The 13,540-nt window shown below is 65.5% G+C and carries 17 protein-coding genes and 3 tRNA genes; 9 read left to right on the forward strand and 11 right to left on the reverse strand.

Going from position 1 to position 13,540, the window contains the following annotated elements:
- Positions 1-19: 19 nt before the first annotated feature.
- Both AC3WLX_RS21815 and AC3WLX_RS21820 read right to left on the reverse strand, forming a co-directional pair.
- On the reverse strand, positions 20-274 hold the full coding sequence (locus AC3WLX_RS21815) for a hypothetical protein (protein ID WP_492337544.1): 255 nt from the start codon (positions 272-274) through the stop codon (positions 20-22).
- Positions 275-572: 298 nt separating this feature from the next.
- Positions 573-944, reverse strand: coding sequence for a hypothetical protein (locus AC3WLX_RS21820; protein WP_492337545.1), 372 nt, complete (start codon positions 942-944; stop codon positions 573-575).
- On the opposite strand from AC3WLX_RS21820, the gene AC3WLX_RS21825 reads away from it, so the two are divergent.
- Entirely contained in the window at positions 943-1,233 is a 291-nt protein-coding gene (locus tag AC3WLX_RS21825; RefSeq protein WP_492337546.1) for a hypothetical protein, read from the forward strand. The two genes, AC3WLX_RS21820 and AC3WLX_RS21825, sit on opposite strands and share 2 nt — an antisense overlap.
- Here the strand turns inward: AC3WLX_RS21825 and AC3WLX_RS21830 are convergent.
- Positions 1,214-1,411, reverse strand: a complete 198-nt coding sequence (locus tag AC3WLX_RS21830) for a hypothetical protein (RefSeq protein WP_492337547.1) — start codon at positions 1,409-1,411, stop codon at positions 1,214-1,216. The genes AC3WLX_RS21825 and AC3WLX_RS21830 overlap by 20 nt on opposite strands.
- Positions 1,412-1,574: 163 nt before the next feature.
- Here AC3WLX_RS21830 and AC3WLX_RS21835 point away from each other — a divergent pair, with 163 nt between their 5' ends.
- Positions 1,575-2,279: a class I SAM-dependent methyltransferase gene (locus AC3WLX_RS21835; protein ID WP_492337548.1), complete on the forward strand. Its 705-nt coding sequence runs from the start codon at positions 1,575-1,577 to the stop codon at positions 2,277-2,279.
- 3 nt (positions 2,280-2,282) lie between these two features.
- Here AC3WLX_RS21835 and AC3WLX_RS21840 read toward each other — a convergent pair.
- Positions 2,283-2,357: transfer RNA gene (locus AC3WLX_RS21840), tRNA-Thr, on the reverse strand.
- A gap of 169 nt (positions 2,358-2,526) precedes the next feature.
- The gene (locus AC3WLX_RS21845) at positions 2,527-2,997 is read right to left on the reverse strand and encodes a hypothetical protein (RefSeq protein WP_291625417.1); all 471 of its coding nucleotides are present in this window, start codon (positions 2,995-2,997) and stop codon (positions 2,527-2,529) included.
- 282 nt (positions 2,998-3,279) lie between these two features.
- Between AC3WLX_RS21845 and AC3WLX_RS21850 the strand changes: the two genes are divergently transcribed.
- Positions 3,280-3,762: a hypothetical protein gene (locus AC3WLX_RS21850; RefSeq protein ID WP_492337549.1), complete on the forward strand. Its 483-nt coding sequence runs from the start codon at positions 3,280-3,282 to the stop codon at positions 3,760-3,762.
- Positions 3,763-3,805: 43 nt separating this feature from the next.
- On the forward strand, positions 3,806-4,336 hold the full coding sequence (locus AC3WLX_RS21855) for a hypothetical protein (protein WP_492337550.1): 531 nt from the start codon (positions 3,806-3,808) through the stop codon (positions 4,334-4,336).
- A 64-nt stretch (positions 4,337-4,400) separates the two neighbouring features.
- On the opposite strand, the gene rlmB is transcribed toward AC3WLX_RS21855, so the two are convergent.
- Complete coding sequence (gene rlmB / locus AC3WLX_RS21860) at positions 4,401-5,231, reverse strand: 23S rRNA (guanosine(2251)-2'-O)-methyltransferase RlmB (protein ID WP_291625412.1); 831 nt, start codon at positions 5,229-5,231, stop codon at positions 4,401-4,403.
- A gap of 206 nt (positions 5,232-5,437) precedes the next feature.
- Here rlmB and AC3WLX_RS21865 point away from each other — a divergent pair.
- Positions 5,438-5,523 (forward strand) — tRNA-Tyr (locus tag AC3WLX_RS21865).
- 94 nt (positions 5,524-5,617) lie between these two features.
- Complete coding sequence (locus AC3WLX_RS21870) at positions 5,618-5,860, forward strand: GIY-YIG nuclease family protein (protein WP_492337551.1); 243 nt, start codon at positions 5,618-5,620, stop codon at positions 5,858-5,860.
- Positions 5,861-5,917: 57 nt separating this feature from the next.
- Here AC3WLX_RS21870 and AC3WLX_RS21875 read toward each other — a convergent pair whose 3' ends face one another.
- The 3 genes from AC3WLX_RS21875 to AC3WLX_RS21885 form a co-directional block, all read right to left on the reverse strand.
- Positions 5,918-6,949, reverse strand: coding sequence for an LLM class flavin-dependent oxidoreductase (locus tag AC3WLX_RS21875; RefSeq protein WP_492337552.1), 1,032 nt, complete (start codon positions 6,947-6,949; stop codon positions 5,918-5,920).
- Between the two features lie 95 nt (positions 6,950-7,044).
- Positions 7,045-8,025 carry an NADPH:quinone oxidoreductase family protein gene (locus tag AC3WLX_RS21880; RefSeq protein WP_492337553.1) on the reverse strand — a complete coding sequence of 327 codons (981 nt, stop codon included), beginning with the start codon at positions 8,023-8,025 and terminating at the stop codon, positions 7,045-7,047.
- A 57-nt stretch (positions 8,026-8,082) separates the two neighbouring features.
- Positions 8,083-10,140, reverse strand: coding sequence for an ATP-dependent helicase (locus AC3WLX_RS21885; protein ID WP_492337554.1), 2,058 nt, complete (start codon positions 10,138-10,140; stop codon positions 8,083-8,085).
- 123 nt (positions 10,141-10,263) lie between these two features.
- On the opposite strand from AC3WLX_RS21885, the gene AC3WLX_RS21890 reads away from it, so the two are divergent.
- Positions 10,264-10,857: a TMEM175 family protein gene (locus tag AC3WLX_RS21890; protein WP_492337903.1), complete on the forward strand. Its 594-nt coding sequence runs from the start codon at positions 10,264-10,266 to the stop codon at positions 10,855-10,857.
- On the opposite strand, the gene AC3WLX_RS21895 is transcribed toward AC3WLX_RS21890, so the two are convergent.
- Positions 10,824-11,198: a YciI family protein gene (locus AC3WLX_RS21895; RefSeq protein ID WP_028137147.1), complete on the reverse strand. Its 375-nt coding sequence runs from the start codon at positions 11,196-11,198 to the stop codon at positions 10,824-10,826. The genes AC3WLX_RS21890 and AC3WLX_RS21895 overlap by 34 nt on opposite strands.
- A 199-nt stretch (positions 11,199-11,397) precedes the next feature.
- Between AC3WLX_RS21895 and AC3WLX_RS21900 the strand changes: the two genes are divergently transcribed.
- Entirely contained in the window at positions 11,398-11,583 is a 186-nt protein-coding gene (locus tag AC3WLX_RS21900; protein WP_492337555.1) for a hypothetical protein, read from the forward strand.
- Positions 11,584-12,172: 589 nt separating this feature from the next.
- A tRNA-Gly gene (locus AC3WLX_RS21905) sits at positions 12,173-12,246 on the forward strand.
- Positions 12,247-12,353: 107 nt separating this feature from the next.
- Here AC3WLX_RS21905 and AC3WLX_RS21910 read toward each other — a convergent pair.
- Entirely contained in the window at positions 12,354-13,436 is a 1,083-nt protein-coding gene (locus AC3WLX_RS21910; protein WP_492337556.1) for a hypothetical protein, read from the reverse strand.
- Between the last annotated feature and the right edge of the window lie 104 nt (positions 13,437-13,540).

Consider the following 13,540-nt stretch of genomic DNA (forward strand, 5'->3'; position numbering starts at 1 on the left):
GAGTTCATCCCCCGACCTCTCAGGAGTTCAGCTCGAGCTCCACCCTCGACTGCTGCTCGGCCTCGGCCTTGTTCCTGGCGGGGTCCTCGCCCGCGGCGGCCTGGCAAGGCGCGATCGCATAGTCATTGTCGAGCACCCGGCGTGGTCCCGGCCGCTCGTCGTCGGCCGACGCGTCAACGACGAGTCCGCTTCGCTGCGCGAGCTTCCAGACGTCGGCCTCGGTTGGATAGGCCTTGCTGATCTGGGCGTCGTTGCAGAACAGGGCGTAGGGCATTCTTTCCGCTCCAGGAAAGCCTGTTAACGAGTTCGCGCGGCAACGGGTTCCGGGGGCGGGCCCGTTCACGGAGCCGTGATCGATCCGGCGGTCCCTGAGTCCTTAACGAGTCCTGAATCCCGGAAAAAAGAATCCCTGGGACTCCTTGGCCGGAATCAGCGGATGTTTTCCGCCATGACGAGCGACCTGAACACATCCTGTGGGCACATGCTGCTGCCGCTGACGCTGGCGCTGCTCGGCGCCTGTGCGGCCAATCTCTGGCTGGTCTGGTCCTGGCTGTAGCCCTGGCGGGGCGGGCTTATTTTTCGGCCGGCGGGCTGGAGGCGTCGCGGATGGCGGCCCGCAATTTGGTTAGGGTCGCCGCGCAATATTCCTCACGCTCGCGCTCGAAGCGCTCCTGATGCTTGCGGAAATTGGCGATGCGGGCCTGCATCTCGGTGCGGAAATTGCCGCTTGCGGGCGGTGAGAGAGGGGCAAGACGCGGCGGAAGGGAGGCTCGCGGCGGTTCGAAGGCGACGGCGACCGCCTCCACGGCAAGGATCTCCACTGCAGCAGTCGGCCCAGCCGCAGGCGCCTCCGCCTGGAGCAAGTCGTCCTTCCTGCCTGTCACCGATTGCACGAAGGCCGTTGTCTGCGCGATCAGTGCGTCGCGCTCCCTGATCCATTTCATGATCCACCTTAACCTCGCGCATTCCAGCAAAGCGGCTGTCTCGAATCAAGGCTGTTTGCAGGGGATTGCATATTTTTCCCGATCGCCCGACATTGGGGGAATGGATGCACCCAATGAACGCCCCGACGAGGCCGAGGGCTTGAAGCTGATCCGCGCGTTCCTGTCGCTGCCGCCCGGCAAGCGGGCGGAGGTGATCGCGTTTGCGGAACGATTGGCACGTCCGTACGGCCGGCCCGTGGAGGAGGGGGCGAACGCCTCCCCGAATAGCGCTACCGCTCGCGTGGATTGACGTTGGGCTCGAACGGGGCGCCGACGACCCGAACCGGTATCTGGGTTGGCGTGGTGTCGCCCGTCACGGCCGTTTCGGCCACCAGCTTGTCGGGCGCCCGTCCCGGCACCGGCTCAATCATCGCCAAGACGCCGGCAAAAGCGCTACAGCACAGCGCCACGGTTGCCAGCAGAACCATGTTTCGGTTTTCTTCCCGGATCAGCATGGGTCGAGAACGAGCGACCCACCTCTTTGGTTCCGGTGCCGTCTGACCAGATCGGCCGCCTCCCAGCTGGACCGGATCGCTGGCATGGCGATGCATCGCCTGTACACTGGCTCGCGACTTCGCAGAGGCTCGCCCGATGATCTCCCGTCGTCCTCCCGTGGTCGCCCACGAACGATTCCTGGCGGACCGCGAGAATTTCGCAAGTCTCGATCTCGCCGCCCGGTTCGAGCGCATCGTGCGGACCAACCTCTGGGGCGCGGCGACTTCGGTCTCCGGCCTTGGCTCGGAGGATCCCGCGACCGACGCGATCCGGGAGGCGCTTCCAGCGCTGCTGCAACGGCTCGGGGCGCGCTCGCTGCTGGATGCGCCCTGCGGCGATGCCGGCTGGATCGGCCGGCTGGAGCTCGGTGTCGATTACACCGGCATCGACATCGTGCCCTCGCTGATCGAAGCGAACGTGCTCCGCGCGTCCCGCGGCGAACTGCGCGGCCGCTTCCTGGTCGGCGACGTCACGCGCGATGCTCTGCCGCGTGCCGACGTCATTCTCTGCCGGGACTGTCTGGTGCATCTGAGCTTTGCCAACATCGCTCGCGCCCTTGTCGGCTTTCGCGCGAGCGGCGCACTATTCCTGCTCGTCACGACGTTTCCGGAGTGGGAAAACAATGAGGATTGCGAGGACGGCGACTGGCGCGCGCTGAACATGGAGCAAGCGCCGTTCAACTGGCCGCGGCCACGCGAGCTGATCAACGAGCGCTGCGAGGAGGGCGGAGGCGGCTGGCGCGACAAGAGCCTTGGCCTGTGGCGGCTGGACGAACTGCCGTCCCGGAGCTGCGTGCCCTGAATCTGGTGCCGGCTGAGGGGATTGAACCCCCGACCTTCGGTTTACAAAACCGCTGCTCTACCGCTGAGCTAAGCCGGCGACGCGCGAGGACGCGGAACGGGCTCGACGTGTACGCCGGGCCGTCCGCCCGTGCGCGCCGCAATACCAGACTTGATGGCAAAGTGCCAGAACCGGAAGGCCGCCGTGCAAGACATGAATCAGGCGGCCTTGCGGGCCGCCTGACATGTCGTGTTCGCTTCGATCCGCCTTACTGGCAGAGGTGCGGGCGGCCGTCCTGGCCCTTGAAGTACGTGCCGGGCGTGCAGACGAAGCCGTTGCGCTGGGCATAGGTACGGGTGTCCCATCCGCGATTGTCCCAGCCACGGTCCCACGAATTGTCATAGGCGTAGGAATTGTCCCAGGCGCGGAAGGGTGCGGAGGCAATCGCGCCGGCCGTGCCGATCGCGGCGCCGGCGACGCCCGCCGCGACGTCGGTCGGCCAGAAGCCGGTACGGCTCCTGTTCCAGTCGTTATTCCAATCGGAGCTGCTTTGCCGGTAGGCGCGACGATTGCGGTAACCGCTATCGGTGTACGGGTTTCCAGGGCCGAGGTTCTGGCAGTTGGCGTTGGGGAATTGCGCCGCGCAGCGGGCTGGATTGGTGACGACCGCCTGCGCCATGGCGGCGCCGCCCAGCATGGTCGCTGCGATCGCGGTAGCTCCGAGAAGCTTGATGTTCATGGTTCTTCGCTCCCAATTTGTTTGACGGGAGCTAAATGCCGAGGGCGCGTGACGTTCCGATGCAACCCCAGGATTTTTGCAAGCGAACAGTCAAACGGATGTGAGCACGCGGGGCTCGGTTCCACCTGCAAGGACCGCCGTTAACGCTTCGCTAGTTCGCCGTGCAGCATTTGAGCGGCGCGTAGACCTTGCACGTTAGGCTTACCGGAATTTGGCGGGCGGGCCTTAACTCTCTCTGCGTTGCGATCGGCTAGGTTGTTGCCGGACAACCGGGATCCCCTCATGCGTGCCGTGACGCTCGCCGCCCTTCTGATTGGATTGCCTGCGACGGCGTCGGCCGGCGAGGGCTTTGATATCGTCATTCCCGGCCGTCCCGGGGTGCCGATCATCATCAACAACATCGACGCCAGCTATGCCGTGGTCGAAGGCACCTGGGGCCTCGGCAAGAACCAGCAGGTGCAGCCCACGATCTATGGCGGCCGCTATATCGCCGAGCGGCAACCCGACCATGTCGGCCACTATTATCCGACGCTGGGCCATCGTCCGGGCTACGGCCGGCTCGAGGTCGAGCCACCTGCCAACCGCAAATTGCCGAAGCCCGCCGAGAGCTATCACGAGAGTTGGGGCGCCTCGTCCGCGCCGCTGCCGGCGCAGATGGACCCGCCGGTCGATGCGCCGCCGCTGATCTACGCGCCCGAGATCAACGAGCGTCCGCGTCCGCGTCCGCGGCCGCGCACAGAAATACCCGGCAGGCGGCCGGGCTGAGAAACGTGAAAATCCAAGAAACGGAAATCAACAGGAGAGAGTCATGCGTCAGATCATTTCGGGATTGGTTGCGGCAGCTGCCGTGACGTTCGCCGCCAGCGCGCCCGCCGCGGCCTGCGGCTTCAGCACCTGCGCGCCGGTTGCGCCGGTCTATTCCGGCTGCAACACCGGCTGCGGCGGTTATAGCTACGGGTATGGCTACGGCTACGGCGCCTATGAGCGTCTCGCCGCGCCGACCACGCAGTATTACTACGTCAACCAGGGCCCGACCTATACCGGTCCGGGCGCCTTCGCGCCCTATCCGACCTATCGTGAAGATGCGGTCGTCGCGCCTGCCAATTACGGCTATGGCTATGGCTATCGTGCCGCTGCGGTCGCGCCGCCGGCCGCTTATCCCTATCGCCGCCCGTACTACCGTCCGTATCGCTATGGCTACGGCCCGCGCTACGGCTATCTGCCGCGCGTGCAGTACGGCCATGCTCATCGTTACGGTTACGCCCATCGCCACGGCTACGCCCACCGTGCCGCGCCGCATTATTACGGCGGCCACCGCGCCCTGCGCCGCCATTACTGATCTCTGATCGGCGAAAGCCAACGGGGACGCCCGTCCGCATAATGCGGGCGGGCGTTTCGTTCTGTCAGCGCTTCATCAGGCCGAGCCGGCTTGCGCCGACATAGAGCGCGAGCACGGCGGCGTTCGAGACGTTGAGGCTCTTGATCTCGCCGGGCATGTCGAGCCGTGCCACGACGCTGCAGGTCTCGCGGGTCAATTGCCTGAGGCCCTTGCCTTCGGCTCCCAACACCAGTGCCAGCGGCTGCCGCAACTCGACGTCGCTGATGTCCTCGCTGCCTTCGCTGTCGAGGCCGACGGTCTGGAAGCCGCGCTCGTTCAGCGCCGTCAGCGCGCGGGCGAGGTTCTGCACGGTGATCATCGGGACCAGCTCGAGCGCGCCGGAGGCGGCCTTGGCCAGCACGCCGGTCGCTTCGGGACTGTGGCGCGCCGTGGTGACGATCGCCTTCACCGCAAACGCCGCGGCCGAGCGCAGGATGGCGCCGACATTATGTGGGTCGGTGATCTGGTCGAGCACCAGCACCATGCCGTCCTGCGCCAGGGTCTCGATGTCGGGCGAGGGCAGGTGATCGGCCTCGGCGAGCAGGCCCTGGTGCACGGCGTCGGGCGACAGCAGCCGGTCGATCTCCTGGGGGCGCACGATCTCGGGCGTGACGCGGGTCTCGATGTTTTCGTCCGCAAGACGCCTTGCGGCGTTCTCGGTCAGCGTCAGCTTGCGGATCCGCCGCTGCGGGTTGGCGAGCGCCATGGTGACGGTGTGCCAGCCATAGAGAATGACCGGCCCGTCAGTTTGCGAATCGCGGTCGCGCCAAGCCGGCCGGCCGCCAGATTTTCCGGGTCTGTTGAAGGGCTTAGCCCCGCCGCGAGCCCCCTTGGGGCCGAATTTTCGATCCTTCATGGGCTCGCTTCTGTCATGGGTTCCGGAATATGGCAATTTCGCTGCCGGCGGGGGCCATTTTAGCTGCTTGCCTCGGTTGACTTTGCCCCACCGCATCGCCCATAAACGCGCCCGGTCGCGCCCCGATCCGGGTTGTCGCGGCCTTCACGTTCCATGGCCGACTTCGGTCGCCGGCAAGGTCCGGCCCGATTGTGCTGCCGTCGAGCGGGGGAGTGTCCCGAGTGGCAAAGGGAGCTGACTGTAAATCAGCCGCCTCATGGCTTCGCAGGTTCGAGTCCTGCCTCCCCCACCATCCTGCTTCGCGCTGACGCGCTTCGCAGGATTGCAGCCTTTCACTGCGCGAAGCAGGATGCCCTCCGAAGCCTTGGCGAAGGAGGGCGGCGGCGATGCACTATGTCTATCTTCTGGAGAGCGAGAAGTTCGGAGGTCAGCGTTATATCGGCCTGACGATGAATCTCAAGCAGCGCCTGGCAGACCACAATGCAGGCAAGTCACCGCACACCTCGAAGTACATGCCCTGGCGACTGGTGACTTACGTGGCCTTCTCCGACATTGCGAAGGCACGTGAGTTTGAACGTTACTTGAAATCCGGTTCGGGTCACGCCTTCGCGAAAAAGAGACTCTGGTGAGCGAAGGCTGTCGCGCCGTAGCCCGTAGGGCGTAGGCGGACTGGCTCTGCACGTACGCTACCCCATCATCTCCCGCACCATCGGCACCACCTTGCGCCCGTAGAGCTCGATGCTCCGCATTAGCTTCTCGTGCGGCAATGGCCCTGCCGAGTACTTCAGCTGAAACCGTGAAATGCCGAGCGCCTTCGCGGTCTTCGCGATCTTGCGTGCGACCGTTTCCGGTGAGCCGACATAGAGCGAGCCGTGCTCGGCCTCGCTGACGAACTCGTCCCGTCCCATCGGCGGCCAGCCGCGCTCCTTGCCGATGCGGTCGCGCATGGCCTTGTAGTCGGGCCAGAGCTCCTCGCGTGCCTGCGCATCGGTCTCGGAAACATAGCCCGGCGAGTGCACGCCGATCGGCTGCGCGGGACGGCCGAACTCCTTGAACGCGCGGTGGTAGAGCTCGACATAGGGCGCAAAGCGCGCGGGATCGCCGCCGATGATCGCGAACATCAGGGGCAGATCGTAGTGCGCGGCACGCACCACAGATTGCGGACTGCCGCCGACGCCGATCCAGGTTTTCAGCTTGCCGTTCTCGACCGGCGGATAGACCAGCTGATCGCGCAGCGGCGGACGCAGCTTGCCGTCCCAGCTCACCGGCTGCTGCGGCAACAGTGCGGCGAACAGATCGAGCTTCTCCTCGAACAGCTCTTCATATTTGCGCAGGTCGAAGCCGAACAGCGGAAAGGACTCGGTGAAGGAGCCGCGGCCGAGGATCACCTCGGCGCGCCCGTTCGAGAGCGCATCCAGCGTGGCAAAGCGCTGGAACACGCGAATGGGATCGTCCGAAGACAGCACCGTCACGGCGGAGCCGAGATGGATGCGTTTGGTGCGGGACGCGATCGCGGCCAGCACGGTCTCCGGCGAGGAGACCGCGAAATCGGCGCGGTGGTGCTCGCCGAGCCCGATGAAGTCGAGCCCGAGCTCGTCGGCCAGCACCGCCTCGTCCACGACGTTGCGGATCACCTGCGCATGCGTGATCATGGCGCCGGACGCATCTCTCGTGACGTCGCCAAAGGTATCCAGTCCGAATTCGAGCGGTGCGGTCATCGATCAGGTCTCTGTGGGATGATCGGCCAGATCTAAGGGACCGCGGCCCGGTCACAAGCGCACGTGCGGAAATGCTCGGTTTCCGTTTATGCGTGCTATGGCGCGATCCGCACCACCATCTTGCCGAGCGCAGCGCGCGTCTGCATCGTCCTGAACGCCTCGCGGAAATCCGCGAAGGCGAAGACCTGGCCGACCACGGGCTTCAGCTGGCCGTCGGCAAGCCAGCCCGTCAATTGCGACATCAGGCGCGTCTGCACGTCGGGCTCGCGCGTCGCAATCTGCGCGAGGTCGACGCCGAGCAGGGCGCCGCCTTTCAGCAGCGGCAGATTGAATGGCAACGCGGGAATCGTGCCGGCGGCAAACCCGACCACGAGATGCCGGCCGCGCCAAGCGATGGAGCGAAAGGCCTGCACCGAGATTTCGCCGCCGACGGGGTCGAAGATCACGTCGGCGCCGTGTCCTCCGGTCAAGTCCTTCAGCGTGTCGCGCCAGCCGGCCTGGGTGTAGTCGATCACGGCGTCGGCGCCGTGCGCCTGCGCGAACGCGCGCTTGTTCGGCGTCGATGCGGCTGCGATCACGCGGGCACCGAGCAGCTTGCCGATCTGGACGGCCGCGATTCCGGTGCCGCCAGCCGCGCCCAGCACCAGTAGCTGTTCGCCTGCGCCGAGCGAGGCGCGGGCGCTGAGTGCATAGAGCGCGGTCAGATAATTGGCGCGAAACGAGGCGGCGACCTCTGGCGCGACGCCGTCCGGCAGGGGATGGAGCGCTGCAGGGCTGACGACGATCTCTTCGGCAAGCGCGCCCGAGCGCGTTATCCCCATCACGCGCATGCCGGGGTGATAACCGCCGGGTGCGCCGGGCGCGTCCGTCACCACACCTGCGAACTCAGTCCCGGGGATAAAGGGCAGGGGATCCTTGGTCTGGTAGCGGCCTTCGATCTTCAAGCCATCGACGAAGCCGATCCCGGCAGCTTCCACGCGGATGCGCAACTGGCCCGGCGACATGGACGGAGGCGGGACGTCCTTGAGCTCGATCTGATCGATGGGGGCATATTGCTCGACGACGACGGCTTTCATGTCCGGACCTCTGCTGTTCCAGTTATCCTGACACCTCTCGCGACCGGCCTCTTGCGTCTACCGCCACATCCCGCGCATCCGCGCCCCGATGTCGATCTTCGGGCCTTGTGCCGCGGTGCGCGCCGTGCCCGCCGCGGCCTTCGGCCAGGCGGTGCGCTCGAACAGGTGGACCAGCTGCTCCGGGATGAAGCGGGTGCGCGAGGCGTAGACGTGGCGGTCGCCCTTGGCGGCCTGGCCGTGGGTGAAGAAGCGCTGGGGAACGACGAGGTGGAGGTCGTCCTTGGCGCGCGTCATCGCGACATAGAGCAGCCGGCGCTCTTCCTCGAGCTCGGCCGAGGTGCCGGCGCCGAGATCGGAGGGTATGCAGCCGTCGACGACGTTGAGCACGAACACCGACTTCCACTCCTGGCCCTTGGCGGAATGGATGGTGGAGAGGATCAGGTAGTCCTCGTCGCGCAACGGCGGACCTGATTTGTCGCTGGTCGCATCCGGGGGATCGAGCGTCAGCTCCGTCAGAAACTTTTCGCGCGACGCATAGCCGCTCGCGATCTGCTCGAGCTGCATCAGGTCGGCGCGGCGCGTCTCGGAATCCTCGTGGATGCGATCGAGATGCGGCTGGTACCAGAGCCGCACACGCTCGAGATCGACGGGCCATTCCGAATAGCGCAGATTTTCGACCGTGCGGACGAAGTCGGTCCAGTCGCCGCCGGTGCGCGCCGGCACCGGAAGCCGGCCGAGCGTATGAAGCGGATCGGTGCTCTCCGCCATCTGGTCGAGCACGCGCTGCGCGGTGGCGGGGCCCACGCCCGGCAACAGATGCAGGATGCGGAAGCCGGCGACGCGGTCGCGCGGGTTCTCGGCAAAGCGCAGCAGCGCCAGCACGTCCTTGACGTGCGCGGCGTCGAGGAATTTCAACCCGCCGAACTTGACGAAGGGGATGTTGCGGCGGGTTAGCTCGATCTCAAGCGGACCCGAATGCGAGGACGTCCGGAACAGCACGGCCTGGTGCTTGAGCAGCGCGCCTTGCTCGCGGTTCGCCAGCACTTCCTCGACGATGTAGTGCGCCTGGTCGGCCTCGTCGTGCACGGTGACGAGCTGCGGCTTCTGCCCGGAGCTGCGGTCGGTCCACAGGTTCTTGGTGAAGCGTTCGCGGGCGAGGCCGATCACGCCGTTGGCCGCCGCCAGCACCGCCTGCGTCGAGCGGTAATTGCGATCGAGCGTGATCATCTCCGCGCGCGGGGAAAAGCTCTGCGGGAATTCCAGAATGTTGCGTACGGTGGCGGCGCGGAACGAGTAGATCGACTGCGCGTCGTCGCCGACCACGGTGAGGCCGCGCCCGTCCGGCTTGAGCGCCAGCAGGATCGAGGATTGCAGGCGGTTGGTGTCCTGGTATTCGTCGACCAGGACGTGGTCGAAGCGGCCGCCGATCTCCTCGGCGATCAGCGCATCGCTCATCATCTGCGACCAGTACAGCAGGAGGTCGTCGTAATCGAGCACGTGCTGGGCCTGCTTGGCCTCGACGTAAGCGGCGAACAGTCCCTTTAGCTCGGCGGCCCAGCCCGCGCACCAGGGATAGTGCTGCCCCAGCACCTTCTCGATCTCCATCTCCGCGTTGACGCAGCGCGAGTAGATCGACAGGCAGGTGCCCTTGGCGGGAAAGCGGCTCGAGGTTTTCGACAGTCCGCGCTCGTGCCGCACCAGGTTCATCAGATCGGCGGAGTCCTCGCGGTCGTGGATGGTGAAGGCGGGATCGACGCCGATCCGCTCGGCATATTCGCGCAGGAGCCGCGCCCCGATCCCGTGGAAGGTGCCGGCCCAGGTGAGCGCATCGCGCATGATCGCGGCATTGGTCTCGCCGAGCACCTTGCGGGAGATGCGCTCGACGCGGCCGGCCATCTCGGCTGCCGCGCGCCGGGAGAACGTCATCAGCAGGATGCGGCGGGGATCGCTGCCGGCGACGATCAGATGCGCGACGCGATGGGCCAGCGTGTTGGTCTTGCCGGAGCCGGCGCCGGCGATGACCAGCAGGGGGGCACCCACGGTCGCCCCATCGGCCACGCCATGCTCGACGGCGCGGCGCTGCTCCGCATTGAGCGTGTCCAGATATGTCGCCACGAATCGCCCCGGTGAAAGGCTGAGAGTCGGCCATTCCGCCGGCAATCGCAATGCAGCTGGACGAAGCCTGCTTTAGGTTTTAGGGGGAAAGACAGCCCGAAGTTCCCGCAACCCGTGACCGAGATGACCGAGCTCAAGCCCGAACAGTTCGAGATGCGGCGGCTGGAGTCGCTGAGCAACACCATTTTCGGCGTCGCCATGACGCTGCTGGCCTACGATCTGCCCAAGGCGGCGGTGTTCAGCGGCGCGCCGGACTGGAATGATCTGGCGCGGGTCTATTCCGGCAAGCTCGCCGGCTTTGCGCTCAGCTTCATCATCGCCGGCGTGTTCTGGATCAGCCATCACCGCCGACTGGCACGCCAGCCCCTCGGCAGCCGCGGCATGGTGGTCCTCAACCTGTTCTTTCTGCTCTCGATCGTGCTGCTGCCGGTGACCAACGGCCTCTACACCAATTACGCCATGAGCAACGCGGTGGCGGTTCTCTATGGCCTGCATTTGACCGCGATCGCCAGCCTCAATGCGTTGCTGTGGTGGACGATCCTGCGCGGCTGGAGCCGCGAGATCGTGGCGTCGCTGTTCCCGGTGGCCGTGTTCATCCCCGGCACGGTCGTTGCGGCGTTCGCGCCGCATTTGGCGCCCTTCGTGTGGTTCCTTGCTTTTGGCGGGCTGCTGATCCAGCGCTTCTACGTCGCGCCGAACCCATCGGCCGGCACGTAAAGCTTGACCGGGCGGATTTCGTAGACCGCCGTCGGGTTGACCGCGCGCAGCTTCCGCGCTGCTGCGATCGCTTCCTCCTCGGTGGCGCATTGCATCAAATGGAAGCCCAGAAGCTGCTCCTTGGTCTCGGCAAACGGCCCGTCCAGCACCATTCCGGCGCCGGGCCCCCGCAACGTGCGGGCTTTCCGGGTTTCGTCCAGCCGGGCTGCCGGCCCAAACTGACCGCTTTCCCTGAGGGGCGCCTGAACCTCGATGACTTTGGCGACCACCGCCGCGTCCTGCTCCGGCGTCCAGGACATGACCTCGTCTTCCACGTGATAGGCCAGGATGGCGTACAGCATCGTCACCTCGTTGTTTTTCTGCGCAAGTCCAGAGGACGTGGCACGGCAGCACGTCCCGACACTCCCGAAGCAAAATATTGCGTGGCCGGCAAGCGGCGAAACCGTCCGGAAACCCGATTGCGGCCTCGCCATGTGAACGCCGCCGGCACCGGTCGCGACTGATGAACCACAAACAACAAGTTCTTTGCTGGAGGCGGCAATGTCGGGTCACACCATCAAGATCATCTGCGACGCGCGGCGGGCGGGGCAGTCGGAGCCGGCCGATCTGCACGACCAGACCGGCCACCACCGCTATTACGGCAGTTCGGCCGAGAACGGCGGCGAGCGGATCGTCGAGAGCCGGCGCGGCAAACGGCGGCGCGTGCTCGGCATCTTCGGCTTCTGAAACCTACCGAGACCGGCGTTCGAATGGACGTCCTGCAAATATCGATCGCGGCGATGCCGCTCCTGCTCGCGCTGATGAGCCGGACCTGCAAGGCCATCGCGCCCTGTCTTCTGACGAGCCTCTTCACTTCACGGTGCTGCTTGGCGGGGAGCCGCATCGGGTGGTCACGGCCTGGTGCGTCGGCATGCTGATCGCCGCCGTCGCGCTGCGCGAGCGGCTTCGTGCGAGCTGAACCGGCGATCCCCTCAAGAAACCTTGGAGAGAGAAACTCGAAGAAAAGGCGCGGCGGGGAAGCCCCGTCGCGCCCGATTTCTTGCTCGCTGGTCCAGGGCTGAGAGCGCCCCGATGCCAAGCCCTTATTAAAAGCTCAGCGGGCGATCCCAGCGAGGTGACAGCGCTTGGTAAAAGACACTGGATCACCTCCTTTCGTTGGTTTCGGAAGACCTCAATATAGGTGGCGATTGCATCGCTGTTAAGAGGGCGGGGAGCTGCCGGAACCGGTGGCGGGTTCGCAAGGGGTGGAGGACGACCAAAGGCGGCCTCCTGGGCAGTTGAGACCGCCGCCCGGCCGTGTTAGGGAGCCCGTAACGCGGGTGTAGCTCAATGGTAGAGCAGCAGCCTTCCAAGCTGAATACGAGGGTTCGATTCCCTTCACCCGCTCCAGAACCCAAAGCATGATCCGGAAAGCGCGACGCGGCGTTCCGGCAGGATCATGCGTCAACAACAAGCTGAAGCGCGATGACGAGTCGTCGTCGAAATCTCATCGGGCGTTAGTGCAGCGCGGCGCGGGTCAAGGCCAGGCTGGCCGCTTCCAGTGCCTCGTTGGCCGCTTGAAGTTTGTTGGCGCGATCGGCCTCGGGTAGATCGTACAGGTTATCGGGCAGGTCTTCGGGCAGCCTTGCGCTTCGGACGGCTGCCGCGATCGCCGAAAATTCCTGCATCGTCGTTGGGGCGCCGGCCGAAGCCTTGCGCTCCGTTTTGAGCGCCTGGCTCAGTCCTCCGCGCGCGGCGGCAATCAGGCGGCCGACCTTCGGGCTCGACGCCTTCCGCTCACGCTCCCACAGAATGGTTCCCACGTCGAACTTTTCGCCGGCGGCGAACTGGTGCTTGAACGAGGATTCCAGCTTCTGTCGCGCCGCCAGGTAGATTTTCGAAAGCTCGAACCGGTCACGTGCGACAAGGGCAGGGGAGGCGTAAATCTCCTGGTGCAGCTTGATCATCAGATCGTCCGCGACGGGTGACCGCTGCCCCTGTGATTTGATGATCTCCTGCTCGATCTGCTCGTAGCGATTGTGAAAGGGCAGGTGCGAGACGAAGGCGAGGTCTTCGCTCGCCAGCGTCTCCAGATGGGCGAATTCCAGCAGCAGATAATCGACATTCTCCAACGGCTTTGCCCCGGCACCCTCGCCCTGGTAGACGATACCGTCCCGCACCGACAATGCACCGTTGATTCCTTCGCTGGACGCGGCGAGCAGATAATGACCGCTCTGGCGCAGCGGATCGCCGTCCAGCCTCGCGAACCTCGTTTCCACGCCACCGGAGCCCAGCAGGGTCTGCAGCTTGCCGGTGAGATCTCCAGCCATGCGCACGGGAGCCGCCATGCCTTCTCCGCCGACCGCCTTGGCCGCCTCCGCGGCGAAGCCGAGAAGTCCGCGTGCAACCGAATCGTCCTTGAAACGGCACAGTGAGGAATAGAGCGTCAGCCCTTGCCCGCGCACCGGCAAACGGCGCACCAGCTCCATGTCGTGGATGGCGAGATTACGACCGGCATCCCGCGGGGCGTTGGCGCCGAGCCCGCTCCGGATCATCTCCGCGCCGATGACAAAAGGCATCGTCCGGGCCGCATCGCCCAATCCCTCGCGCAGGAAGCACGTGCACATCGGCAAGTAGTCGTTGAGAAGAGCACCCGCTTCGGCCAGGCGAAGCTCGCGAATGCGAATGGTGACGTAGCTGCGCT

It is taken from the genome of Bradyrhizobium sp. FW305-F6, from assembly GCF_058782905.1.

Coding starts and splice junctions, on each gene's coding strand:
- AC3WLX_RS21815 (WP_492337544.1), bottom strand. CDS start 274: ATGCCCTACGCCCTGTTCTGCAACGACGCCCAGATCAGCAAGGCCTAT.
- AC3WLX_RS21825 (WP_492337546.1), top strand. CDS start 943: ATGATCCACCTTAACCTCGCGCATTCCAGCAAAGCGGCTGTCTCGAAT.
- AC3WLX_RS21820 (WP_492337545.1), bottom strand. CDS start 944: ATGAAATGGATCAGGGAGCGCGACGCACTGATCGCGCAGACAACGGCC.
- AC3WLX_RS21830 (WP_492337547.1), bottom strand. CDS start 1,411: ATGGTTCTGCTGGCAACCGTGGCGCTGTGCTGTAGCGCTTTTGCCGGC.
- AC3WLX_RS21835 (WP_492337548.1), top strand. CDS start 1,575: ATGATCTCCCGTCGTCCTCCCGTGGTCGCCCACGAACGATTCCTGGCG.
- AC3WLX_RS21845 (WP_291625417.1), bottom strand. CDS start 2,997: ATGAACATCAAGCTTCTCGGAGCTACCGCGATCGCAGCGACCATGCTG.
- AC3WLX_RS21850 (WP_492337549.1), top strand. CDS start 3,280: ATGCGTGCCGTGACGCTCGCCGCCCTTCTGATTGGATTGCCTGCGACG.
- AC3WLX_RS21855 (WP_492337550.1), top strand. CDS start 3,806: ATGCGTCAGATCATTTCGGGATTGGTTGCGGCAGCTGCCGTGACGTTC.
- rlmB (WP_291625412.1), bottom strand. CDS start 5,231: ATGAAGGATCGAAAATTCGGCCCCAAGGGGGCTCGCGGCGGGGCTAAG.
- AC3WLX_RS21870 (WP_492337551.1), top strand. CDS start 5,618: ATGCACTATGTCTATCTTCTGGAGAGCGAGAAGTTCGGAGGTCAGCGT.
- AC3WLX_RS21875 (WP_492337552.1), bottom strand. CDS start 6,949: ATGACCGCACCGCTCGAATTCGGACTGGATACCTTTGGCGACGTCACG.
- AC3WLX_RS21880 (WP_492337553.1), bottom strand. CDS start 8,025: ATGAAAGCCGTCGTCGTCGAGCAATATGCCCCCATCGATCAGATCGAG.
- AC3WLX_RS21890 (WP_492337903.1), top strand. CDS start 10,264: ATGACCGAGCTCAAGCCCGAACAGTTCGAGATGCGGCGGCTGGAGTCG.
- AC3WLX_RS21895 (WP_028137147.1), bottom strand. CDS start 11,198: ATGCTGTACGCCATCCTGGCCTATCACGTGGAAGACGAGGTCATGTCC.
- AC3WLX_RS21900 (WP_492337555.1), top strand. CDS start 11,398: ATGTCGGGTCACACCATCAAGATCATCTGCGACGCGCGGCGGGCGGGG.